At 72.8% G+C, this 24270-nt stretch carries 19 protein-coding genes; 15 read left to right on the forward strand and 4 right to left on the reverse strand.

Translation table 11 applies throughout. The annotated features are described in order from the left end of the window. Positions 1-92: 92 nt before the first annotated feature. Positions 93-503 carry a VOC family protein gene (locus tag AB0E24_RS33175; RefSeq protein ID WP_093700613.1) on the reverse strand — a complete coding sequence of 137 codons (411 nt, stop codon included), beginning with the start codon at positions 501-503 and terminating at the stop codon, positions 93-95. Between the two features lie 122 nt (positions 504-625). Between AB0E24_RS33175 and AB0E24_RS33180 the strand changes: the two genes are divergently transcribed. The 8 genes from AB0E24_RS33180 to AB0E24_RS33215 all read left to right on the forward strand — a co-directional run bounded on the left by AB0E24_RS33180 (position 626) and on the right by AB0E24_RS33215 (position 10591). After that, positions 626-1054 (forward strand): helix-turn-helix transcriptional regulator, encoded by a 429-nt coding sequence (locus AB0E24_RS33180; protein ID WP_069871363.1) that lies wholly within the window; start codon positions 626-628, stop codon positions 1052-1054. Positions 1055-1064: 10 nt separating this feature from the next. Continuing rightward, positions 1065-1481, forward strand: a complete 417-nt coding sequence (locus AB0E24_RS33185) for a VOC family protein (protein ID WP_069871537.1) — start codon at positions 1065-1067, stop codon at positions 1479-1481. 302 nt (positions 1482-1783) lie between these two features. Beyond that, positions 1784-2659 carry an oxygenase MpaB family protein gene (locus AB0E24_RS33190; RefSeq protein WP_251772973.1) on the forward strand — a complete coding sequence of 292 codons (876 nt, stop codon included), beginning with the start codon at positions 1784-1786 and terminating at the stop codon, positions 2657-2659. Between the two features lie 22 nt (positions 2660-2681). Next, a complete protein-coding gene (locus AB0E24_RS33195; RefSeq protein ID WP_359382552.1) occupies positions 2682-5015 on the forward strand; it encodes a serine/threonine-protein kinase in 2334 nt (777 codons plus the stop codon). 214 nt (positions 5016-5229) lie between these two features. Then, positions 5230-6786, forward strand: coding sequence for a phytoene desaturase family protein (locus tag AB0E24_RS33200; RefSeq protein WP_359382555.1), 1557 nt, complete (start codon positions 5230-5232; stop codon positions 6784-6786). A 199-nt stretch (positions 6787-6985) separates the two neighbouring features. Continuing rightward, entirely contained in the window at positions 6986-8089 is a 1104-nt protein-coding gene (locus AB0E24_RS33205) for an NAD(P)H-dependent flavin oxidoreductase (protein ID WP_069871370.1), read from the forward strand. Positions 8090-8196: 107 nt separating this feature from the next. Then, positions 8197-9759: an acyl-CoA synthetase gene (locus tag AB0E24_RS33210; RefSeq protein WP_093701424.1), complete on the forward strand. Its 1563-nt coding sequence runs from the start codon at positions 8197-8199 to the stop codon at positions 9757-9759. A gap of 229 nt (positions 9760-9988) precedes the next feature. Further along, the gene (locus AB0E24_RS33215; RefSeq protein ID WP_069871375.1) at positions 9989-10591 is read left to right on the forward strand and encodes a chorismate mutase; all 603 of its coding nucleotides are present in this window, start codon (positions 9989-9991) and stop codon (positions 10589-10591) included. Between the two features lie 27 nt (positions 10592-10618). On the opposite strand, the gene AB0E24_RS33220 is transcribed toward AB0E24_RS33215, so the two are convergent. Together AB0E24_RS33220 and AB0E24_RS33225 are read right to left on the reverse strand one after the other, a co-directional pair. Beyond that, positions 10619-11197 (reverse strand): GNAT family N-acetyltransferase, encoded by a 579-nt coding sequence (locus AB0E24_RS33220; protein WP_359382559.1) that lies wholly within the window; start codon positions 11195-11197, stop codon positions 10619-10621. 177 nt (positions 11198-11374) lie between these two features. Continuing rightward, positions 11375-13024 carry an acyl-CoA synthetase gene (locus AB0E24_RS33225; RefSeq protein WP_359382561.1) on the reverse strand — a complete coding sequence of 550 codons (1650 nt, stop codon included), beginning with the start codon at positions 13022-13024 and terminating at the stop codon, positions 11375-11377. 165 nt (positions 13025-13189) lie between these two features. On the opposite strand from AB0E24_RS33225, the gene AB0E24_RS33230 reads away from it, so the two are divergent. From AB0E24_RS33230 to AB0E24_RS33255, 6 genes are all read left to right on the forward strand, one after another. Further along, positions 13190-13996 carry a crotonase/enoyl-CoA hydratase family protein gene (locus AB0E24_RS33230; RefSeq protein WP_069871380.1) on the forward strand — a complete coding sequence of 269 codons (807 nt, stop codon included), beginning with the start codon at positions 13190-13192 and terminating at the stop codon, positions 13994-13996. Positions 13997-14057: 61 nt separating this feature from the next. Then, positions 14058-15017 (forward strand): Zn-ribbon domain-containing OB-fold protein, encoded by a 960-nt coding sequence (locus AB0E24_RS33235; RefSeq protein ID WP_359382564.1) that lies wholly within the window; start codon positions 14058-14060, stop codon positions 15015-15017. Beyond that, positions 15018-16085, forward strand: coding sequence for a thiolase family protein (locus tag AB0E24_RS33240; RefSeq protein ID WP_167500265.1), 1068 nt, complete (start codon positions 15018-15020; stop codon positions 16083-16085). Beyond that, positions 16082-17248 (forward strand): thiolase family protein, encoded by a 1167-nt coding sequence (locus tag AB0E24_RS33245; RefSeq protein WP_174886037.1) that lies wholly within the window; start codon positions 16082-16084, stop codon positions 17246-17248. The genes AB0E24_RS33240 and AB0E24_RS33245 overlap by 4 nt, the downstream gene beginning before the upstream one ends. 93 nt (positions 17249-17341) lie before the next feature. Further along, the gene (locus AB0E24_RS33250; protein ID WP_069871390.1) at positions 17342-17587 is read left to right on the forward strand and encodes a DUF397 domain-containing protein; all 246 of its coding nucleotides are present in this window, start codon (positions 17342-17344) and stop codon (positions 17585-17587) included. A 447-nt stretch (positions 17588-18034) separates the two neighbouring features. Further along, entirely contained in the window at positions 18035-19867 is a 1833-nt protein-coding gene (locus AB0E24_RS33255) for an AMP-dependent synthetase/ligase (protein ID WP_100808093.1), read from the forward strand. On the opposite strand, the gene AB0E24_RS33260 is transcribed toward AB0E24_RS33255, so the two are convergent. Then, on the reverse strand, positions 19855-21045 hold the full coding sequence (locus AB0E24_RS33260; protein WP_359382568.1) for an isoafricanol synthase: 1191 nt from the start codon (positions 21043-21045) through the stop codon (positions 19855-19857). The two genes, AB0E24_RS33255 and AB0E24_RS33260, sit on opposite strands and share 13 nt — an antisense overlap. 252 nt (positions 21046-21297) lie before the next feature. Here AB0E24_RS33260 and AB0E24_RS33265 point away from each other — a divergent pair, with 252 nt between their 5' ends. After that, on the forward strand, positions 21298-24225 hold the full coding sequence (locus AB0E24_RS33265) for an ATP-binding protein (RefSeq protein ID WP_359382570.1): 2928 nt from the start codon (positions 21298-21300) through the stop codon (positions 24223-24225). Positions 24226-24270: the final 45 nt, after the last annotated feature.

Raw genomic sequence — 24270 nt, forward strand, 5'->3', positions numbered from 1 at the left:
TTCGCGGTCCCCACCGGTGTCGCCTGGCTCGACCTGGTCGGCTTCGAACAATACGTCCGGTTCGCGGGTCGTGGCCGCCGTCGCCGGAGGGCTCAACGCAGCTCGTTGATGCGGATCATGTTGCCCGCGGGGTCGCGGAAGGCGCAGTCGCGAATCCCGTACGGCTGCTCGGTCGGCTCCTGGACGACCTCGGCGCCGCTGCCCCGCACCCGGGCGAAGACGCCGTCGAGGTCGGCGGTGGCCAGGGTGAGACGGGCGTAGCTGCCCTTAGCCATCATCTCCACGATGGTGCGGCGCTCGTCGTCTGTGATGCCGGGGTCGAGGGCCGGAGGCTCCAGGACGATGGAGGTTCCGGGCTGGCCGGCGGGGCCGACCGTGAGCCAGCGCATGCCGTCGTACCCGACGTCCTTACGGATCTCGAAGCCGAGGGTGTCGCGGTAGAAGGCCAGGGAGGCGTCCGGGTCGTCATGCGGAAGGAAGGTCCAGTGAATGGTGAGGTCCATGGCGGTCACGCTAGCCGCGCCCTTCTGACCGGGGCTTCTCCATTCCTGACCGGTCCGGTCGCCTCTCGCTCCCAGTCGCGGCCCCTCGTCCGCGCCCCTGGGCGCTGTGCGAAGCTGAGCGGGTGAAACGGCAGGATCTCGATGACCTCGTCCGGCTGCGGCGGGCCCGCGACCGGATGGACCGCGACTACGCCGAGCCGCTCGACGTCCCGGCGCTGGCGCGGGGCGCCCTGATGTCGCCCGGCCATTTCTCCCGCAGCTTCCGCGCCGCCTTCGGCGAGACGCCGTACAGCTACCTCATGACCCGCCGCATCGAGCGGGCCAAGGCGCTGCTGCGGCGCGGCGACCTCTCGGTGACCGAGGTCTGCATCGCGGTGGGCTGTACCTCGCTGGGGTCGTTCAGCTCGCGCTTCACACAGCTGGTCGGCGAGAGCCCGAGCAGCTACCGGGCCCGGAGCCATGACCATGGCGCCGCCATCCCGGCGTGCATGGCCAAGATCCACACGCGGCCGGTCAGGAACGGAGAAGCGCGTCCCGCCGCCCGGCCGTAGCGTGAGCGGCATGGACATCACGCTCTCCCAATGTTTCATCGCCGTCGACGACCACGACAAGGCGATCCCCTTCTACCGCGATGTGCTCGGCCTCGAGGTCCGCAATGACGTGGGGTTCGAGGGGATGCGCTGGGTGACCGTCGGGTCGCCCTCGCAGCCGGATGTGAACATCGTCCTGGAGCCGCCTCTCGCCGACCCGAACGCCTCCCCGGCCGACAGACAGGCCATGGCCGAGCTGATGGCCAAGGGCATGCTGCGCGGAGTCATCTTCGCGACGGACGACTGCGACGCCACCTTCGAGCGCATCAGCGCCGCGGGCGGCGAGGTGCTCCAGGAGCCCATGGACCAGCCTTACGGCGTCCGCGACTGCGCGTTCCGCGACCCCGCCGGAAACCTCTTGCGGTTCACCCAGCCCCTCGCGAAGTGAGCCCCGCACGGGCCGCGCGGTGTCCCGCTCGGGGGTCCGATGGAGCCTGAGCGCCCCGCTGGAAGTGCCCTGACCTGCCGTCGATCGTCCGCGGCGCCGTCGTGGCCGGTCGCGCCGCGCGGCGGAGCCGCACATCGATCGCAGCCCCCGCGCCTTCGGGGCGCCACCGAACCGCGTCCGACGTCCGCCGATCCGCTTAGGCTGGCCGTCGGGAGGTGGTGGCCGTGGTGGTGGCCATACGGCGGCTGGGCGGATCGGAGGCGGACCCTGGGCTCTACGGCCCCCGGTCGGTCACCTGGCAGATGCATGGCGACCCGGTGATGTGGATCGCGGGGGTGCGCGCCCTGTATCTCCAGGCCCTGCATCCGCTCGCGGTGCGCGGCGTCACCCAGAACTCCGACTTTCGCAAGGACGCCTGGGGAAGGCTGCTGCGCACCGCGCGGTTCGTCGCCACCGTCACCTACGGCACCACGGAGGCGGCCGAGCGGGCGGGCGCCCAGGTCCGGGGCATTCACCGCAGGCTCTCCCTGACCGACCCCGTCACCGGTGTCCGGCACGGCGTCGACGAGCCCGAACTGCTGCTGTGGGTGCACTGCGCCGAAATCGACTCCTACCTGCATGTGATGCGGCGCTCCGGCTATCCGCTCACCGACGCCCAGGCGGACGCCTATGTCGCCGAGAACGTGGTGTCCGCCCGGCTGGTCGGCCTCGACCCCGCCGAGGTACCGGCCGATACGGCGGAGCTCGCCGCGTACTTCGAGAAGGTGCGCCCCGAACTCGCCGACACCCCCGAGGCCCGCGAGGTGGACGCCTTTCTGCGGCGGCCGCCGGTCCATGCCCTGCTCGTCCCGGCGCGCGAGGTGTTCTGGGGGCGCTTCGCCGCGCTCGCCTACGGATCCCTGCCCCCGTACGCCCACGAGCTGTACGGGCGCCCCGCGCCCGCCCCCCACGTGGTCACCCGCCGACTGCGGGCGATGGGCAGGGCGCTGCGCTGCATCCCGCCCAAGGCCCGCTGGCAGCTTCCGCCGAAGCACATCCTGCGGGCGGTGGAACGGCTCGGCCCGGGCAGCCGCCCCTCGCCCTACAAACTCCGCAGGAACGCGGCCATACTGGACAGCGGGGATGCGACGGGGGCGTTGCCGCACGCGGCCGGTCTCCACGGGGGCGGCGGGAGCTGACTTCCGCCAAGGCAGGGGGAGCATGGCGGACATCAGGCTGATCCAGGACCGGTACCGGCTGCTGGACCGGATCGGGCGCGGGGGCATGGGCGAGGTGTGGCGGGCGCGCGACGAGTCACTCGGCCGCCGTGTCGCCGTCAAATGCCTCAAGCCCCTGGGGTCGCGGCACGACCCCGCCTTCACCGGGGTGGTGCGGGAGCGCTTCCGCCGGGAAGCGCGGGTGGCCGCCGCGCTCCAGCACCGCGGGGTCACCGTGGTGCATGACTTCGGCGAGCACGAAGGTGTGCTCTACCTGGTCATGGAGCTGCTGGAGGGCCGTAATCTCAGCCAGCTGCTGGACGGCACCGAGCGTCGGCCGCTGCCGGTCCCCGAGGTGCTGGACATCGCGGAGCAGGTCGCCGCCGCCCTCGCCTACACCCATGACCAGGGCGTGGTGCACCGCGATCTGAAGCCGGCCAACATCATGCGGCTCACCGACGGCACCGTGAAGCTGTGCGACTTCGGCATCGCCCGCCTCGCCCACGACGTCGGCTTCACCTCCCGGCTCACCGGCACCGGCGTCGCCATGGGCACCCCGCACTACATGTCGCCCGAGCAGATCGCGGGCAGCCCGGTCGACCACCGCAGCGATCTGTACTCCCTGGGCTGTGTGCTCTACGAACTGGCCACGGGGGCGCCGCCGTTCGCCCTGGACGACACATGGGCGGTGCTCGTCGGCCACCGTCACACCCCGCCCGTCCCGCCGCGCCGCCACCGGCCCGAACTCCCCGAGCGGTTCGAGCGCGCCGTGCTCGATCTGCTGGCCAAGACCCCGGAGGACCGACCGCGCGACGCCGCCGAGTTCGCCGAGCGGATCGCCCCGGCGCGGGTGTCCCGGGGGCCGACGCTCCCCGCACCGCGCGGCGCGCTCCCGGCCGCCGGACCGCCGGCTCCGCTCCCTCCGGCCGCCGGGCCGCTGGCTCGCCTCCTGACCGCGGGGCCGTCGGCTCCCCGCCTCCCGGCCTGGGCCCGGCAGATGACCACCGGGTCCAAGGCGTACACCGGCGGCGTGGGACTGCTCTCGGCAACCCCGCCCGACGCGGCGGCCGCGCTCACCGGCGTCTGGACCGGGGGCCGCGCCACCGCGCGCCCCGCTCTGCCACCCCCGCCCGGGGCGCGGGCCCGGCTCGCCGAGCGGCATCGCGCCGGGCTGGATCTCGGGTGGCTGGGCCGCTGGGCGGAGGCGGTGGAAACACACCGGGCGGTGGCCGCCGAACGCGAGCGCGCCCTGGGCGCCGACCACCCCGACACCCTCGCCAGCCGCTACGAGGTCGCCTTCGCCCTCGGGGTCCTGGGCCGCCCCGGCGACGCGCTGCGCGAGTACGAGCGGGTCGCGGCGGGCCGCCGGCGCGTTCTTGGCCCCGACCATCCGGACACCCTGGCCGCCCGCCAGGAGACCGCGTTCACTCTGGGCCGCCTCGGCCGCTTCGCCGAGGCCCAGCGCCTCTACACGGCCGTGCTCGCCGCCCGCGAGCGCACCATGGGCGCCGACCACCCCGACACCCTGCGCTGCCGTCACAACCTCGCCTTCAACCTGGGCTGTCTGGGGCATCTGGAGGAGGCGTACCGCATGGCCGAGGGGGTGGCCGCCGCCCGCGCCCGGGTGCTGGGCCCCGATCACCCCGACACGCTGGTGACCCGCCACGAGGTGGCGTACGCCCTCGGCCGCCTCGACCGCTGGGGCGAGGCCCTGGGCATCTTCCGCGAGGTGGCCGCCGCCCGCGCCCGCACCCTCGGCCCCGGCCACCCCGACACCCTCGCCGCCCGCTATGAGATCGGCGTCGGCCTGGGGCGGCTGGACCGGGGCGCGGAGGCACTCGCGGTCTACCGTGCCCTTGTCGAGGACCGCGCCCGCGCCCATGGCCCGGCCGATCCGGAGACCCTGCGCGCCCGGCACGGCCTCGGCGTCAGCCTCGGCCGGCTGGGCCGCTGGCAGGAGGCGCTGGTCGAGGCGCGGGAGGTGTGCGCCCTCCGCGAGCGGGTGCTTGGCCCCGACCATCCGGACACCCTGGTCAGCCGTCGTGAGGTGGCCGTCGCCCTGGGCTGGCTCGGCCGCTGGTCCGACGCGCTGGCCGGCTACCGCCGGGTGACCCGCGCCCGCGTCCGCGTCCTGGGCCCGGACCATCCCGACACCCTCGTCAGCCGCGGCGACGAGGCCCACTGCCGGGAGCGGCTGGACAACCGGGCCGAGACGGGCGAGACAGCCGAGGCGCCTGAGATGGCTGAAGCGACCGAGGTGACCGAGGCGGCCGACGCGGATGAGACGGCCGGGGCCGCGGGGAAGGCAGGCGCCGCCACACCGGGACCATCGAGGTGATCAGGCATCTGGACGAGGTCCGCGCGGCCTTGAACCGCGACTCCCACCAATGCCAGGGGGCGGGTCCGCCATCCAGCCGGGCGGCGGACCGGCACCGGAGGCGTACAGGAGGCGATCGGCCGTGATACGGCGCTGCTCGCCCGGGAGTGCGGGCGCGGCAGAGCTGACCCCCGGTGGCCTGGCCCCCGCGATCACCGCGTGCTAACCAGAGGGCATGTCTCACAGCGATGCGTACGACGTCGTCATCGTCGGCGGTGGTCACAACGGCCTGGTGGCCGCCGCGTATCTCGCCCGCGCCGGGCGGAGCGTGCTGGTGCTCGAGCGCCTCGGCCACACCGGTGGCGCCGCCGTGTCCACGCGGCCCTATCCCGGGGTGGACGCACGGCTCTCGCGCTACTCCTACCTGGTCAGCCTGTTGCCGCGGCGGATCGTGGACGACCTCGGACTGCGTTTCGCGGTACGCAAGCGCGCGGTGTCCTCGTACACGCCCGACGTCCGGGGCGGGCGCCCCACCGGGCTGCTGGTGGACACCGGCTCCACCGGCCGGACGCGTGCCGCGTTCGCCCGGCTGACCGGGTCGGAGCGGGAGTACGAGTCCTGGCGGCGTTTCTACGGCATGACCCAGCGGGTGGCCGAGCGCGTCTTCCCCACGCTGACCGAGCCGCTGCCCACCCGGGACGAGCTGCGGGCGCGGATCGGGGACGACGCGGCGTGGCAGGCGCTGTTCGAGCGGCCGCTGGGGGAGGCGATCGAGGCGGCGTTCGACGACGACCTCATCCGGGGCGTGGTCCTCACCGACGCGCTCATCGGCACCTTCGCCCACGCCCATGACCCGTCGCTACGGCAGAACCGCTGCTTCCTCTACCACGTGATCGGCGGTGGCACCGGCGACTGGGACGTCCCCGTCGGCGGCATGGGCGCGCTCACCGACGCCCTCGCCGACGCCGCCCGCGCGGCGGGCGCGCGGATCGCCACCGGGCGCGAGGTCACCTCGATCGCCACCGACGGCACCTCGGCGGAGGTGCGGTACGAGGGCGAGGCGGGGGAGGGCGCCGCGGCCGCCCGGTATGTGCTCGTCGGCGCCGCACCGCGCGAGCTGGCCCGGCTGCTGGGCGAGGAGCCGCCCGCCCCGCCCGCCGAAGGGGCGCAGCTCAAGGTGAACATGCTGCTGCGCAGGCTGCCCGCGCTGCGCGACCGCGAGGTCGACGCGCGCGAGGCGTTCTCCGGGACGTTCCACATCGCCGAGGGGTACGGCGCGCTGGAGGACGCGTACCGCCAGGCGGCCGCGGGGGAGCTGCCGCACCGGCCGCCGTCGGAGATCTACTGCCACTCGCTGACCGATCCATCGATCCTCGGCCCGGAGCTCGCACGCGAGGGCTATCAGACCCTGACCCTGTTCGGACTGCACACCCCCGCCCGGCTGTTCACCGAGGACAACGACGCGGCGCGCACCGCGCTGCTGCGCGCCACCCTCGCGGAGCTGGACGCGTGTCTCACCGAGCCGATCGCCGACTGTCTCGCCCATGACGCCGACGGCCGGCCGTGTATCGAGGCCAAGACCCCGCTGGACCTGGACGCCGAGCTGCGGCTGCCCGGCGGCAACATCTTCCACCGGGACCTGGCCTTCCCGTATGCCCAGGAGGGCACCGGCCGCTGGGGTGTGGAGACCCGCCACGCCAATGTGCTGCTGTGCGGCGCGGGGGCGGTGCGCGGCGGCGGGGTGAGCGGAATCCCCGGGCACAACGCGGCGATGGCGGTGCTCGGCAAGTGACCCCGGACGGCCCTCCGGACGGCTCTCGGGGCAGCCCTCCGGATGACCCGATGTTGCCCTCCGGACGGCCCGTGACGAGCCCTCCGCACGCCCCGGGACGCGATTTTCTCCCGCCGGACCACGATTTTCTGCCGCTGAATCTGACGTAGCGTCAGAAAAACTCTTCCTTCGTCCGCCCCCCTGCGGCATCCTGCCGCCCATGCAGACGGAGCTGAGCGCAAGGCTGGGTGTCGAGCACGCCGTCTTCGGTTTCACGCCGTTTCCCGCCGTGGCCGCGGCGATCAGCCGGGCCGGCGGCCTCGGTGTGCTCGGCGCGGTCCGATACGGCGCGGGCGAGGAGCTGGCCCGTGACCTCGACTGGATGGAGGAGCACACCGACGGAAAGCCCTATGGCCTGGACGTGGTGATGCCCGCGAAGAAGGTGGAAGGGGTCACCGAGGCCGATATCGAGGCGATGATCCCCGAAGGTCACCGCGCCTTCGTCCGCGACACCCTCGCCAAGCACGGCGTCCCCGAGCTCGCCGAGGGTGAGGCGTCCGGCTGGCGGATCACCGGCTGGCTAGAGCAGGTGGCCCGCAGCCAGCTCGACGTCGCCTTCGACTACCCCGTGAAGCTCCTGGCCAACGCCCTGGGCTCACCCCCGGCCGATGTCGTGGCCCGCGCCCATGACCACGGCATCCTCGTGGCCGCCCTCGCGGGCAGCGCCCGCCACGCCCTCCACCACAAGGAGGCGGGGCTCGATGTCATCGTCGCCCAGGGCTATGAGGCGGGCGGCCACACCGGTGAGATCGCCTCCATGGTGCTCACCCCCGAGGTGGTGCGGGCCGTGGACCCGCTGCCCGTGCTCGCCGCGGGCGGTATCGGCAGCGGTGAGCAGATCGCGGCCGGGCTGGCCCTGGGCGCCCAGGGCGTCTGGATCGGCTCCCTCTGGCTCACCACCGAGGAGGCCGAACTCCATTCGGCGGCCCTCACCCGCAAGCTGCTGGCGGCCGGGTCCGGGGACACCGTGCGCTCCCGCGCCCTCACCGGCAAGCCCGCCCGTCAGCTGCGCACCGAGTGGACCGACGCCTGGGAGGACCCGGACGGGCCCGAGCCGCTGCCCATGCCGCTCCAGGGGCTGCTGGTGGCCGAGGCCGTCTCCCGCATCCAGAAGCACGAGGTGGAACCGCTGCTCGGCACGCCGGTCGGCCAGATCGTCGGCCGGATGGACTCCGTCCGTCCGGTCCAGGCCGTCTTCGACGATCTGACCCGTGGCTTCGAGCGCGCCATCGACCGCGTCAACCGCATCGCCCGGCGCGGCTGACCGCGCCGACATCGCGAGCCCCGGGGCCCGGTACCGCATCCCGCCCGACCCGTTCGCACCCGCCCCACACCGCCTGACACCGCCGTCAGAAGGAGGACCGGACCGCCATGTCCCCTACACCCAACGGCTTCTGGGCCCAGGCCGCGCTCGAGCCCGACCGCACCGTGCTCATCGCCCCGGACGGTGCGGAGTGGACCGCCGGGCGGCTGCACAGCGCGTGCAACCGGCTCGTCGCCGGGCTGCGCGCCGCCGGGCTGCGCCGTGGCGACGCCCTGGCGATCGTGCTGCCCAACGGGGTGGAGTTCTTCGTCGCCGCGCTCGCCGCCACCCAGGCCGGGCTCTATCTGGTGCCGGTCAACCACCATCTGGTCGGCCCCGAGATCGCCTGGATCGTCTCCGACTCCGGCGCCAAGGTGCTGATCGCCCACGAGCGTTTCGGCGATCAGGCGGCCGCGGCCGCCGACGAGGCGGGGCTGCCCGCGACCCACCGCTACGCGGTCGGCGCGATCGACGGCTTCCGCCCGTACGCCGAGCTCATCGAGGGGCGGCCGGAGGAGCCGCCCGCCGACCGCGAGCTGGGCTGGGTGATGAACTACACCTCCGGCACCACGGGCCGTCCGCGCGGAATCCGCCGGGCGCTGACCGGAAAGCTCCCCGAGGTGAGCCACCTCGGCGGCTTTCTGCGGTTCTTCGGCATCACCCCGCGTGCCGAGGAGCCCGACCACGTCCATCTGGTGTGCTCACCGCTCTACCACACCGCCGTACTTCAGTTCGCGAGCTCCTCGCTGCACATCGGCCATCCCCTGGTGCTCATGGACAAGTGGACGCCCCAGGAGATGCTGCGCCTCATCGACACCTACCGCTGTACGCACACCCATATGGTGCCGACCCAGTTCCACCGGCTGCTCGCCCTCCCCGACGAGGTCAAGCGGTCCTATGACGTCTCGTCGATGCGTCATGCCATCCACGGTGCCGCGCCCTGCCCCGACCACATCAAGCGCGCGATGATCGACTGGTGGGGCGGCTGTATCGAGGAGTACTACGCGGCCAGCGAGGGCGGCGGCACCTTCGCCACCGCCGAGGGCTGGCTGAAGAAGCCCGGGACCGTCGGCCGCCCCTGGCCCATCAGCGAGATCGCCATCTTCGACGACGAGGGCACCCGGCTCCCGGCCGGTGAACTCGGCACCGTCTACATGAAGATGAGCACCGGGGGTTTCGCGTACCACAAGGACAAGAGCAAGACCGAGAAGAGCCGCATCGGCGACTTCTTCACCGTCGGCGACCTCGGCCTCCTGGACGAGGACGGCTATCTCTACCTCCGCGACCGCAAGATCGACCTGATCATCTCGGGCGGGGTCAACATCTACCCCGCCGAGATCGAGTCGGCGCTGCTCACCCACCCGGCCGTCGCCGACGCCGCCGCCTTCGGGATCCCTCACGCGGACTGGGGCGAGCAGGTCATCGCGGTCGTGGAACCCGCCGAGGGGCATGCGCCGGGCCCCGGTCTGGCCTCGGAGATCCTCGACCACTGCGCCACCCGGCTGGCCGGTTACAAATGCCCCAAGTCGGTGGAGTTCATAGCGGAGATGCCACGCGACCCCAACGGCAAGCTCTACAAGCGGCGGCTGCGCGAGCCGTACTGGAAGGACGCGGGCCAGACCCGGCAGTGAGGGTGCGTTCGCCCATGTGACGCGGTCGCGCTGGGCACGTCGAGCGCCATCCTGATCCGGCCATCGCGCCCGGGGCCGGTTCCGCTTCCCGCGGGACCGGCCCCGTGGCGTGCTCGCGGTGCGGCGACCTATCGTTCCAGAGCCCACCGGGCCGCCCGGACGACCTTACGGGCCCGCCCGCAACACCGAGACGGGCCCGCCCGTACCGCCGAGAGAGGAATCCCCGCCCATGCGACCGCATCTGTCCCCGCGCCATGCGCTGATCGCCGCACTCGCCACCGCCGTGCTGGCCACCGGGGCCACCGCCGCCGTCGCCGCACCGGCAGGTCCGGCCGGTCCGGCCCGTGCCCACGGCACTCTGCGGCCGCTGGTCGAACTGGCCGCGCAGCGGGTGCTGGTGGCCGACGAGGTCGCCGCCGCGAAGTGGGGCACGGACAGCCCGATCGACGATCCGGCGCGGGAGCGGGAGGTGCTGGACGCGGTGGCGCGGCAGGCCGAGGAGCTGGGCGCCGACCCCGCGGCGACGACGAGGATCTTCCGCGACCAGATCGAGGCCAGCAAGGTCGTCCAGCGCGGCCTCTACCACCGCTGGGACGCCGACCCCTCACAGGCGCCCACCGAACGCCCCGACCTCGGGCGGATCCGGCTGGAGATCAACCGGATCAACGGCGAACTCGTACGCGCCATCGCGGACTCGGCGGCCGTGCGCGAGGGCCCCTCCTGCGTGGGGCGGCTCACGGCCGGGACGGTCGCCGTGGTCCACGGGCGCCACCTGGACGTGCTGCACACGGTGGCGCTCGGCCGCTCGCTGCCGTCGGTGTGCGAGCGCTGAGCGCCGTCAAGCCGTGAAAGGGGCGGGTCAGGCCGCGGGGCGGTCGTGGAGGACGCGCTGGAAGAGCAGATGGTCCCGCCAGGCGCCGGCGATGTGCAGATAGTCCGGCGCCATGCCGATCCGGGTGAATCCGCAGCGGAGCAGAACGCCTTGGGATGGGACGTTCTCCACCAGCGTGCTGGCCTCGATCCGGTGCAGTCCGAGGTGCTCGTCGGCCACCCGGCACACGGACCGGACGGCCAGGGAGGCCAGCCCGCGCCCGAGGTGCCCGGCGTCGATCCAGTAGCCGAGATGGCCGTTGCGCCAGGGCCCGAGGACGATATGCGACAGCGTGACCGTGCCCAGGATCCGCTCGCCGCCGGTCAGCACCCAGGGCACCATCCGGCCGGACTCCCACTGCTCCAGCTGGTCCCGCAGCCGGGCGGCCTGGCCGTCGGCGGTGAAGAAGCTCTCGTCCCGCCGCGGGCTGGAGGGGCGCAGATGCTCACGGTTGCGCGTGTACGCGTCCGCGAGCGCCTCGGCGTCGTCCTCGACGGCGGTTCGCATGGTGATCCCGTCGGCCAGGGTCACAGGGGGAAGGGGCACCGCCGCGGCAGGAAGAGTCACCTGGTCAGCCTAAGCGCTCCGCTGGAAGTGCCCTGACCTGCCGTCGATCGTCCGCGGCGCCGTCGTGGCTGGTCGCGCCCACGCGGCGGAGCCGCACATCGACACAGCCCCGCGCCCCTTCGGGGCGCCACCGAACCGCAGCCGACTTCCGCCGATCTGCTGAGTCGGCGCGGCGGGTCAGCCGGGGTGCGGGGCGTCCCGGTCCTGGTGCGGGGTCTCCCCGTCCGTCCCCTGTGCGACCGCCCGCGCCCAGCGGTAGTCGGCCTTGCCGCTGGGGGAGCGCTGGATGTGGTCGGTGAAGACGACCGTACGAGGGATCTTGTAGCCCGCGAGCCGCTCACGGCAGTGGTCGCGGACCGCGTCGGCGGTGAGCCCGGACGCCGGGGTCCGGGGCTGGACGACGGCCGCCACGCGATGGCCCCATCGGGTGTCGGGGACGCCCGCCACCAGCGCGTCGTACACCTCCGGATGGGCCTTCAGTGCCTGCTCGACCTCCTCCGGGTAGACCTTCTCGCCCCCGGTGTTGATGCACTGCGAACCGCGCCCGAGGACGGTGATCACACCCTCCTCGTCCACGGTCGCCATGTCGCCGAGCAGCACCCAGCGCTCCCCGTCCGCCTCGAAGAACGTCTCGGCGGTCTTCTTCGGATCGTTGTAGTAGCCGAGCGGCACATGGCCGCGCTGGGCGATCCGGCCGGGCTCACCGGGCGCCACCGGGGTGAGGGTCGCCGGGTCCACCACCGTCGTACGGGCGTTGACGCGCAGCCGGAAGCCCTTCTCGGGACCGGAGTCGGCGGTGGCCGTGCCGTTGAAACCGGACTCCGAGGAGCCGAAGTTGTTGAGCAGCAGGGTGTGCGGGGCGAGCTCGGCGAACTGGGCGCGTACGGTCTCCGACAGGATCGCGCCCGAGCTGCTGACGCTGAGCAGCGAGGAGAGATCGGTGCCTTCGAGGGGTCCGGTCAGGGCGTCCACCAGGGGCCGCAGCATCGCGTCGCCGACCAGCGAGGCGGCGGTGACCTTCTCCTTCTCGATGGTCCGCAGCACCTCCTCGGGCATGAACTTTCGGTGCAGCACCACCTTCTGACCGAAGTTGAACGCGATGAAGGCCGTAAGGGTGGAGGTGCCGTGCATCAGCGGCGGGGTGGGGAAGAAGGCCAGCCCCTCGCCGCCCGCGGCCACCCGCTCGGCCAGCTCCTCCGGGCGCCCGACCGGCCGGCCGGTCGGGGCGCCACCGCCGAGCCCCGAGAAGAACAGGTCCTCCTGCCGCCACACCACGCCCTTGGGCATACCGGTGGTGCCGCCGGTGTAGATGATGAAGCGGTCGTCGGCGGAGCGCGCCGGGAAGCCGCGCTCGGGCGACCCGGACGCCTCGGCGTCGCCGAACGCCACGGACGCACGGGGGCCGTGCCCGGTGCCGACCCGCACCAGATGGCGCAGGGTGCCGGTGTGGGGCAGCGCGGCGGCCACCCGCTCGCCGAACTCGGCGTCGTAGACCAGCGCGGCCAGGTCCGCGTCGCGGTAGAGGTAGACCAACTCATCTTCGACGTAGCGGTAGTTGACGTTCACCGGCACCGCCCGGATCTTCAGACAGGCCAGCGCGGTCTGGAGGTACTCGACGCCGTTGCACAGATGCAGTCCGACGTGCTCGCCCGGGGCGATCCCGCTGTCGCCGAGATGGTGGGCGAGCCGGTTGGCGGCCGCGTCGAGCTGGGCGTAGCTCAGACGCCGCTCGGCCCCGGTGCCGGGGTGGTCGATGTACACCAGCGCCTCTCTGTCGGGCACCGTGTCGACGATCGACTCGAACAGGTCGGCAAGGTTGTACTCCACGGCTCCTCCTGACCCCTCGATCCGGCGGCTCGGCGCTCATTAGAGCCGCGCCGGGATGAGGTGGGAAGGCCCACGGAACAAGAAATCTGACTGAGCATCAGATTTCTCTTGAAGTCGGCCTGCGGCTGCTGCAACCTGTTCTAGGTCTCGAGACGGGAGGACGTCGTGACAAGCGGGACCGAACACCTCATCGTCGAGCGCGTCGGCGCGACTCTGGTGCTCACCTTGAACCGGCCCGAGGCCAGGAACGCGCTCTCGCTGCCGATGCTGGTCGGGCTGTACGACGGCTGGACCGAGGCCGACGAGGACGACACCGTGCGCTCCGTGGTGCTCACGGGCGCCGGTGGGGCCTTCTGCGCCGGAATGGACCTCAAGGCGCTCGCGGGCGGCGGCCGGATGGCCGGCGAGCATGTCCGCGACCGCCTCGCGGCCGACCCCGATCTGCACTGGAAGGCGATGCTCCGCCACCACCGGCCGCGCAAGCCGGTCATCGCCGCCGTCGAGGGCCCCTGCGTCGCGGGCGGCACCGAGATCCTCCAGGGCACCGATATCCGGGTCGCGGGCCGCGGCGCCACCTTCGGGCTCTTCGAGGTCCGGCGCGGGCTGTTCCCCATCGGCGGCTCCACCGTACGGCTGACCCGCCAGCTGCCCCGCACCCACGCCCTGGAGATGCTGCTGACGGGGCGCCCCTACCCGGCCGAGGAGGCGGCGCGGATCGGGCTCATCGGCCATGTCGTCCCGGACGGCACGGCGCTGGAGAAGGCACTGGAGATCGCGGAGCTGATCAACGCCAACGGCCCGCTCGCCGTCGAGGCGGTCAAGGCGTCCGTCTACGAGACCGCCGAGATGACCGAGACCGACGGCCTGAAGTCAGAACTCGAACGCGGCTGGCCCATCTTCGACACCGCCGACGCCAAGGAGGGCTCGAAAGCCTTCGCGGAGAAACGGCCGCCGGTCTACCGCCGGGCGTGATCCCCCACCACCTCAGGCCGGCGCCCCCACCCGGCGGCCGCGCGGAAGGAGACGCACCCCCATGACCCCGGCTCCCTCGCCCGAGGCGCTCCAGGCGCCTCTGGTCGTCGAGTTCCCGTTCACCCGCTCCCTCGGCCCGGTGCAGAGCGCCTTCCTCACCGGGCTGCGCGAACGCACCGTGCTCGGCGTGCGCACCACCGACGGCCGGGTGCTGATGCCGCCCGTCGAATACGACCCGGTCACCGCCGACGAACTGTCCGACCTCGTCGAAGTCGCCCCCACCGGCACCGTCACCACCTGGGCCTGGAACCCCTCCCCGCGCCGCGGCCAGCCCCTGCCCACCCCCTTCGCCTGGGTGCTGGTGCGGCTGGACGGCGCGGACACCGCACTCCTCCACGCCCTCGACGCGCCCGGCCCCGACGCGGTGCGCACCGGTATGCGGGTGCGGATCCGCTGGGCCGGGGAGCGCGTCGGCGCCATCACCGACATCGCCTGCTTCGAGCCGTACGACGGCAACGCGGGCGGCCGAGCCGTGCCGCACAGGGGCGAGTTCACCGACCTCGTCGACGGCATCGTGGCCCCCGCCCGCCTCGACTACACCTACGCGCCCGGCCGCGCCCAGTCGCGCTATCTGAAGGCCCTCGCCGGCCGCACCATCTACGGGGAGCGCTGCCCGTCCTGCCGCAAGGTGTACGTCCCGCCCCGGGGCGCCTGCCCCACCTGCGGTGTGGCCACCGACGAACAGGTGGAGGTCGGCCCCCGCGGCACGGTCACCACCTTCTGCATCGTCAACATCAAGGCCCGCAACCTCGATATCGAAGTGCCGTACGTCTACGCCCACATCGCCCTGGACGGCGCCGATCTGGCCCTCCACGCACGCATCGGCGACATCCCCTACGACGAGGTGCGGATGGGGCTGCGCGTGGAGCCCGTATGGAGCGAGGACGGCCGCTACCCCGACCACTACCGCCCCACCGGCGAACCCGACGCCGACTACGACACCTACAAGGAGCTGTTGTAGATGCGAGAGGTTGCCATCGTCGCCTTCGGCCAGAGCGACCACCGGCGCGACACCGCGGAGATCTCCGAGGTCGAGATGTTGATGCCCGTCCTCCACCAGGTGCTCGACGCCGTCGGACTCCGGGCCGGCGAGATCGACTTCACCTGCTCCGGCTCCTGCGACTATCTGGCGGGCCGCGCCTTCTCCTTCACCATGACCCTCGACGGCGTCGGCGCCTGGCCGCCCATCTCGGAGTCCCATGTGGAGATGGACGGCGCCTGGGCGCTGTACGAGGCATGGACGAGGCTGCTGACCGGCGAGGCGGAGACCGCGCTCGTCTACTCCTACGGCAAGTCCTCACCCGGCGATCCGCGCGAGGTCCTCACCCGCCAGCTCGACCCGTACTACGTGGCGCCCCTGTGGCCGGACTCGGTCTCCCTGGCCGCCCTCCAGGCCCAGGCGCTGCTGGACGCGGAGGACACCGGTGCCGACGAGCGGGCACTGGCCGGGGTCGCGGCGCGCAGCCGGACCGCGGCCGAGGGCAACCCGCATGCCCAGCTGACCGGTTCACCGCCGCCCGAGGCCCTCCTGGAGGACCCGTATGTGGTGCGGCCGCTGCGCCGCCACGACTGCCCGCCGGTCGGCGACGGCGCGGCCGCCGTCGTGCTCGCCGCCGGGGACACCGCGCGCCGGCTCTGCCGCCGCCCCGCCTGGATCCGCGGTATCGATCACCGGACGGAGGCCCACAGCCTCGGCGTACGGGACCTCACCCGCTCCCCGTCCACCCGGCTCGCCGCCGAGCGCGCGGGCGCCTTCGAGGCCCCCCTGGACCTGGCCGAGCTGCACGCCCCGTTCACCTCACAGGAGCTGATCCTCCGCCGTGAGCTGCGGCTGGGGGAGGGCGTACGGGTCAATCCGTCCGGCGGGGCGCTGGCCGCCAACCCCCTGATGGCCGCCGGGCTGATCCGCCTCGGCGAGGCCGCCGCCGCCATCCACCGCGGCGCCGCGGACCGGGCCCTCGCCCATGCCACCTCGGGCCCTTGTCTCCAGCAGAACCTGGTGGCCGTCCTGGAAGGGGATGACACGTGACGAAGGAGCCGGTGGCCGTCGTCGGGATCGGCCAGACCAAGCACACCGCCGCACGCCGGGACGTCTCCATCGCCGGGCTGGTCCGGGAGGCAGCCGTACGGGCCCTGGACGACGCCCAGCTGGGCTGGGCGGACATCGACGCCGTCGTGATCGGCAAGGCCCCCGACTTCTTCGAGGGCGTCATGATGCCCGAGCTGTACCTCGCCGACGCGCTCGGCGCCGTCGGCAAGCCGATGCTGCGCGTGCACACCGCAGGCTCGGTCGGCGGCTCCACCGCGCTGGTGGCCTCGGGGCTGATCGCCGCCCGGGTCCACCGGACCGTCCTCACCCTCGCCTTCGAGAAGCAGTCGGAGTCGAACGCCATGTGGGGGCTTTCCCTGCCCATCCCCTTCCAGCAGCCGCTGCTGGCCGGGGCGGGCGGCTTCTTCGCACCACACGTACGGGCGTATATGCGGCGCACCGGCGCGCCCCCCGGTATCGGCGCGCTCGTGGCCTACAAGGACCGCCGCAACGCCCTGCGCAACCCCTACGCCCACCTCCACGAGCACGATCTGACCCTGGAACAGGTGCGGTCCTCCCCGATGCTGTGGGACCCCATCCGCTACTCCGAGACCTGCCCCTCCTCGGACGGCGCCTGCGCCATGGTGCTCACCGACCGCGCCGGCGCCGACCGCGCGCCGTATCCGCCCGCCTGGATGCATGGCGGCGCCATGCGCAGCGAGCCGACGCTCTTCGCGGGGAAGGACTTCGTCTCGCCGCGGGCCGGCCGGGACTGCGCTGCCGATGTCTACCGCCAGGCCGGGATCACCGACCCGCGCCGGGAGATCGACGCGGTGGAGATGTATGTGCCCTTCAGCTGGTACGAACCGATGTGGCTGGAGAACCTGGGCTTCGCGGACGAGGGGGCGGGCTGGAAGCTCACCGAGTCGGGGGTGACCGAGATCGACGGCGAGCTCCCGGTCAACCCGTCCGGCGGGGTGCTGTCCACCAACCCGATCGGGGCGTCCGGAATGCTGCGGTTCGCCGAGGCCGCGCTCCAGGTGCGCGGGCGGGCGGGCGAACACCAGGTCGACGGCGCCCGTAAGGCGCTCGGTCACGCCTATGGCGGCGGCTCGCAGTTCTTCTCGATGTGGGTGGTCGCGGACACTCCGCCGGAGAGCTGAGTCTCCTGCTCACTCCTCCTTTCGTGGCCTGTGCGGCACCGGCCGCGATCGCTAGGGTGGGGCGCGGACGACGATCCGGGAGGATGAGCCGACGTGGCCGATACCACCACCACCGAACAGCCACTGACAGGAAGCGGGGAGAAGCCCGAACTCGACCTCTCGGGCGCCCAATGGCGGTCGAGCAGCCAGGGCGTGGGCGATGTGGAGATCGCCTTTGTCGAGGGATTCATCGCGATGCGCCACGGCCGCCGTCCCGAAGACCCGGCGCTGATCTTCACCCCGGGTGAGTGGCGCGCCTTCGTCCTGGGCGCGCGTGAGGGCGAGTTCGACCTCACCTGAACCGGGGCTCCACCGGGGGCGGGCGGGTCCGGCCGGACCGGACAGCCCGCCCCGTGGCATGTCGTCCCCCATCCGTGGCATATCGCCCCTCACTCATGGCATGTCGCGCCGTCAAAAAGGCCCGTCGGCGACCCCGCGGTGCCTGACCCATGGCGATGAGTGCGTTATCGGCCAGAATCGGAGCGCGGCAGAGCGCGGTGGAGCCACACATCGCCGGGCGCGGCCACGAGATCCGTCTTCCCATGGCTTCGCGGCAGGGTCACGAAACCTCCATGCCTTCTGCCGAAACGTGAGCGTGACTCACGGTGACAGCGGCAGGTCGCGACGGGTCTCCGCGATGGGGAACAGGATCGTCCGCGCTCTATGCAGCCCTCGCCTCGAGAGGTAGTTTTCCCTCCCACCTCCCCGTTGTACGGGGCGGCAACTCGGCTGAAAACAGGGGGTGTCGTGCGCGAATTCAGTCTCCCTCGCATGGTGGAAACTCTGCGCGCGGGCGGACTGGCGGACTCGGTGTACGAGCTGGCGGACCGCGAACCGGACCGGATCCAGTTCGCCCGGCGCCACGCCACCGAACCCGGCCGGTGGACTCCGGTGACCGCCGCGGCCTTCCGGGACGAGGTTCTGGCGCTGGCGAAGGGCCTGCTGGCCGAGGGTGTGCGGTTCGGGGACCGGGTGGCCCTGATGGCACGGACGCGGTACGAGTGGACGCTGTTCAGCTATGCCCTGTGGTCCGTCGGCGCCCAGGTGGTGACCGTCTACCCCACCTCCTCGCCGGAACAGGTGCGCTGGATCCTGGCCCAGACGCGGGCCGTGGCCGTGGTGGTCGAGGGCGAGGACGACGCCATGACGGTCGGCGCCGTCTGCGACGCCCTTCCCGGGCTGCGCTCCATCTGGCAGATGGACCAGGGGTGCGTGACGGAGCTGTGGCAGCGCGGCACCGGCGTCCACGACGAACTGGTCGTCGAGCGGCGCTGGCTCGTGGAACCGCGCTCCACGGCGGTCATCTGCTACACCTCGGGCACCACCGGACAGCCCCTCGGGTGCATGATCACCCATGCCAATCTCGCCGCCGAATGCGACACCCTCTTCGCGGGCTGGAACGGGCTGTTCGCCGAGCCCGGGGTGCAGCCCGCCATCCTCGCCTTCCTCCCGCTGGCCCACATCTACGGACTGATGGTCCAGGTGCTCTGCGTACGGGGCGGCATCCTCATGGGACACGAGCCCGAGCTCTCCCCGTCGACCCTGCTGCCGTCCCTCCAGTCCTTCCGCCCGACCTGTGTCTTCGCGGTGCCCTACATCTTCGAGCGGATCCTCGGGGCCGCGCGGAACTCCGCCCAGGACGATGGCAAGCGCGGGGTCTTCGAGAAGGCCATGGACACGGCGGTGCGCTACGCCACGGCGCTGGAGAAGCAGGCACAGGGCGCCGGGAAGGGACCGGGCCCCGGCCTCAGAGCCGCGCACGCCGTCTTCGACCACATGGTCTACCGGCGCATCAGAGCCGTCCTGGGCGGCCGGGTGCGCTACGCGGTCACCGGCGGCTCCCCGTTCAGCCGGGAGCTGGGGCTGGCGTTCGCGGGAGCCGGGATCACCGTCTACAACGGCTACGGCCTCACCGAGACGACGGCGGCGATCACCGCACAGCCGCCCGGCCGCCCCCGGCAGGGCACGGTGGGCCGCCCGATGCCGGGCACGGCGGTGCGCATCGCGCCGGACGGCGAGGTGTGGGTGCGCGGCGGCACCGTCTTCGCGGGCTATGTGGACGAGCCGGCGGCCACCGGGGCAGCGCTGCGCGACGGCTGGCTGCGCACCGGAGACATCGGATTCCTCGACGGCGACGGCTATTTGACCATCACCGGCCGTAAGAAGGACATCATCATCACCAGCGGCGGCAAGAGCGTCTCGCCGCAGCCGCTGGAGGAGCGGCTGCGGGCGCATCCACTGATCTCGCAGTGCGTCCTGGTGGGCGACAACCGCCCCTACGTCGGGGCGCTGATCACCCTGGACGCCGAGATGCTGAGGCGCTGGCACCAGGCGGTCGGCGCGCGGCTGCCCGTCGGCCGGGAGCACGCGGCGGCCAACAAGGCGTTGCACGAGGAGATCCAGCAGGCGGTCTCGGCGGCGAACCGCTCGGTGTCCAGGGCGGAGTCGATCAGGGCCTTCCGTATCCTCCCGAAGGAATTCACCGTGGCGGACGGGCTGTTGACGCCCTCGCTCAAGCTGCGGCGCGACGCGGTCTACAAGGTCTGCGCCGCGCAGATCGAGCAGCTCTACGCGAGCTGAGAGGGCTCCGAGGGCATCGGCTGACGGGTGTCCGGGCCGCTGCCGGGCGGTGGCGGCGGCGCTCCCCTTCCCGCGCGGATCAGGTCCTCCGCGCCGGTCAGCCGGGCCCACGGCCGCTCCCGTCCCCCGCTGACCGCCTCGGTGCCCCGCTCGTCGTACCGGGCCGTCCGCAGTGACCAGCCCAGATTGCCCGTCATCACATGCCGCATGCCGTCCACATAGCGCCCCACCGCGCGATGGGTGCCGGGATCCGCCCCCGCCTCGGCCAGCAGCTCCGGCAGCCTGGCCGCGGTCTCCTCGAACCAGCCGTAGCGGGCGTTGGCGAGGCCGGCGATATGGCGTACCGCGTCCTCCACTCCACCGCCCGCGAGCTTCCACTGGACGATGACGCTGTTGTGGACGTCGCCGACGGCCAGTTCCTTGTCCAGGGAGGCGATGTCATTGGTGAAGACCACCACATCGTCCGTGGCCTCCCGCATCCGGGCCAGCGGGAAGCCGCCGTGCAGCGCGGACGGCAGGGTGTAGCCGCCGAACGGCTCGTTCAGGTCCAGACACGGCTGTACGCCGATCGAGTGGCGCCGCAGGGCCAGCACGTCCTCCACCGAGCGCGGCGCGTCCCCGCCGCCGTCCGCGAGCGGGGCACCGGTCCGCTCCAGGGCCTCGCGGTGGTAGGAGTGCAGATACTCCAGCCAGTGGTGGCGGAAGCGGTCCCGCCACACCCGCGGCCGCCCGGAGTTGATCCGGTGCCACAGATCGCGGAAGCTCTCCAGGAGCGGCCCTTCGCCGCCGCCCGTCCCGCCGGGTGCCGTGTCCTCCTCGGTGATCCGGATGACGTCCGCCACCAGCCGTGCCACCTCCTCCGGGCGGCAGCCCAGTTCCCCGTCGAACTGGTCGTCGAAGACGAAGTACCAGCCCACGAGGTCGCTGCCGAGGTTCAGATCGGCGCCGGTCGCCCGGGGATAGAACAGTCCCGTCAGTACGTCGAAGCGGAGCGCGTCGTACTCCTCGACGGACGCGTGGTTCTCGAAGACCCTGAACCGTGACAGCCATTGGATGGTGTGCTGCCTCGCCGCCCCGGTGTCCGGGCTGAGGTCGGCGGAGGCCGGGAAGTCGAACAGGGCCGCCCGTCGTGGCAGTGCCGACTGCCGGGCGTGTGGTCGCGAAGCGTGCGTGTGCATGAGTCGTCTCCGCCCCCTTCGTCGTCCGGGCGGCCCGAGCCCGCATATACCACAGGCGTACACGGCAACTGGCCAACCCGCTGAATCCGGTCATCCTCGCGTGCGGAACGTGGCATCGATAGAGGAGGCGGTGAATTGGCGCATGCCAGTGGCAAGAGCGGACGGAAATCTCTCCATACGGGAGCTACGGAGCGTGCCATTCACGCTACGCTCGGCGTCACCTGCCGGAGGGGAAGCAACGTGGCGGAGTACATGAGCCAACAGAACCGGACGCACCGGACACTGCTGGAACGGGAGCGGGAGCTGCGCGCGGTGGACGGTGCGCTGACCGAACTGTGCGGAGCGGAACCCGCCGACCGGGACGAGATCCGCGGCGGCGGAGTGATCGCCTTCGAGGGGCCCGGCGGCGTCGGCAAGACCGCACTGCTCGGCGAGGCACGCCGGCGGGCCGTCGCCCGCGGCTGCACCGTGCTCCGCGCCCGTGGCGGCGAGCACGAACAGGGCGCGGCCTTCCACGTGGTGCGCCAGCTCTTCCAGCCGGTGCTCGCGGCGACCGGCGAGGACGAGCACCGCCGCATCCTCGGCGGCTGGTACGACATCGTGGCGCCCGCGGTCGGCCTGGTGGTCTCCGGCAGTGGCGGCGCACCCGATCCACAGGGCGTCCGCGACGGCCTCGACTGGCTGGTGACCCGCTTCACCGTGGAGCACGCCCCGGTCGTCATGATCCTCGACGATGTCCACTGGGCCGACCCCGAATCGCTGGACTGGCTGACCCGGTTCGCCTCGCGCACCGCCGATCTGCCCCTGCTGCTCGCCGTCGGCTACCGCCCCGAGGACCTGACCGCCGACGTCGCCACGATACGAGCCCTGGTCGAGCGCCAGGGAGCACGGCCCCACGTACTGGCCCCGCTCACCCCGGGCGGCGTCGGCAGAATCGTCCGGGAGGTCCTCGGGGACCACGCCGACGAGGCGTTCTGCCGTGAGTGCTGGGCGATGACCGGCGGCAACCCCTGGGAGATCACCGAGCTCACCGCCAAGATCCGCGACCGCGGGCTGAAACCGCAGTCGGAGAACCTGCCCGCACTGCGCGAACTGGTCTCCTCGGCCAGGGACAGCGGGCTCAACGACCGGCTGACCCGCCTCGGCACCGCCGCCGTCCGCCTCGCCTGGGCCGTCGCCGTCCTCGGCATCGAGGCCACCCCGGCGCTCACCGCGAACGTCGCCGGGCTCAGCGAGTCCGAGGCCGCCGAAAAGGTGGCGCGGCTCGTCGACGCGCGGATCCTGGCCCCGCCGCGCTCCGGAAACGGCACCCAGCCCCTGGAGTACCTCCACCCGCTCATCGCCACCGCCGTCTACCAGGCGATCCCCGGCGCCATGAGAGTGGCCATGCACGGCCAGGCCGCCACCGTGGTGCTCGGCGCGGGCCTGGGTTCCGCGGCGGCCGGCCGGCATCTGCTGGAGATGCACCCCGAGGGCGACCCATGGGTGGTGCACCATCTGCGGGAGGCCGCCCGGGAGTATCTGCGCGCCGGGGCACCCGACGCCGGGCGCCGCTGTCTGGCCCGGGCCGTGCGCGAACCGCCCGCCCTGGAGGAGCGCGCCGCCGTGCTGTACGAGCTGGGCTGCGCCGCCCAGCTCACCGAGCCCGATGTCACCGTCAACCATCTGCGGGCCGCCCTCGGGGAGCCCGCGCTCGGCCCCGAACTGCGCGAGGCGATCACCTACCGGCTCGCCCAGGCGTACGGCCACAGCGGCCGTATGGAGGAGGCCGCCCAGGTCTTCGCCGACGAGGTCGGACGCGCCACCAGCGCCCGCACCCGGCTGCGGATGCAGACCGAGCAGCTGATGTGGAACATGTTCCGTGCCGATGAGAAGGAGTCGCCCGCCCGCTCCCGGCGGCTCACCCGGCTCGCGGAGCACCTCACCGGCCGCGGCATGGCCGAGCGCTATCTGATGGGGCTGCGCGCCTGGGACGCGATGACGCGCGGAGAGCCCGTCGCCACCGCGCTGCACTACGCGGAGGAGGCCCTCGGCGACGGCCTCAGCTGGACCGATGACGACTGGGGCTTCGAGGTGCCCATCCTGGTCGCCCTGGTCTTCCTCCACTGCGACCAGCCCGGACGCGCCGAGGAGCTGTTCAACAAGGGCATCGCCGAATGCGAGCGCAAGGGCTGGCGAGGCTCCCACCTGGCGTTCGGCTTCACCCTCCTCGGCTATGCCCGACTGCGCCGCGGCGCCCTCGGCGAGGCGGAGGAGCTGGCCCGTGAGGGGATGCGGATCGCCGATCTGGTGGGCTCCTCGACACCCGCCCACTGGACCGCGGTCGGCACCCTCATCGGAACGCTGATCTGCCGGGGCCGGATCCAGGAGGCGCAGGAGTTCGCGGCCGGGCACCGTGGCGAGACCCTTCCGCAGGCCACGCTCTGCCCCGATGTGCCGGCGGTCCGCGGTGAGCTGCTGCTCGCCGCCAATCTGCACCGCGAGGCCCGGAACCGGCTCACCGAGGTCGGCCGCCGCATGGACGGACGCGGTATGCGCAACCCCGCCTGGTGCCCCTGGCAGCTCCACCTCGCCCAGGCCCTCGCGCTCACCGATCCCCGGCAGGCCGCCGAGGTCGCCGACGACGCGGTGCGCCGCGCCCGCCAGTTCGGCGCCCACTCCGCGATCGGCAAGGCGCTGCACACCGCGGCCACCGTGACCCAGGGGCCGGACCGGATCAAGCTGCTGGCCGAGGCCGTCAGCCATCTGATGCGCTCACCGGCCGCGTACGACCTGGCCCTGGCGCTGGTCGACCACGGCGCCGCGCTGCGCCGCATCGGCCTGCCCCAGGAGGCCGGCGACCGGCTCTACCGCGGTCTGGAGGGAGCGGTGCGCTGCGGGGCCGACGCCCTCGCCGCCCGGGCCCGCGACGAGCTGTCCGCGGCCGGGCTGCGCCCGATGCAGCTGCGGGTGGATCACACCAGCCCGCTGACCTCGCAGGAGCAGGCCATCGCCGAGCGGGCCGCCGAGGGCTGGCCGGACGCCCGGATCAGCGAGACGACCGGGCTCGAGGAGCGCGAGGTCGCCCGGCTGCTCTCCGATGTCTACCGTAAGGTCGGCACCGACCGGGCCGGGCTGGCGAAGCGGCTCATCACGCCCACCGTCGGCCTTCCCCAGCGCCCTGTGCCCGACCCCGAATGAGGGCTGCGGCCCGTCCGCCACCCGGCACGGGAACGGGCGCTCGGC

The organism is Streptomyces malaysiensis subsp. malaysiensis (genome assembly GCF_040653035.1).
Lineage (GTDB): Bacteria > Actinomycetota > Actinomycetes > Streptomycetales > Streptomycetaceae > Streptomyces > Streptomyces malaysiensis.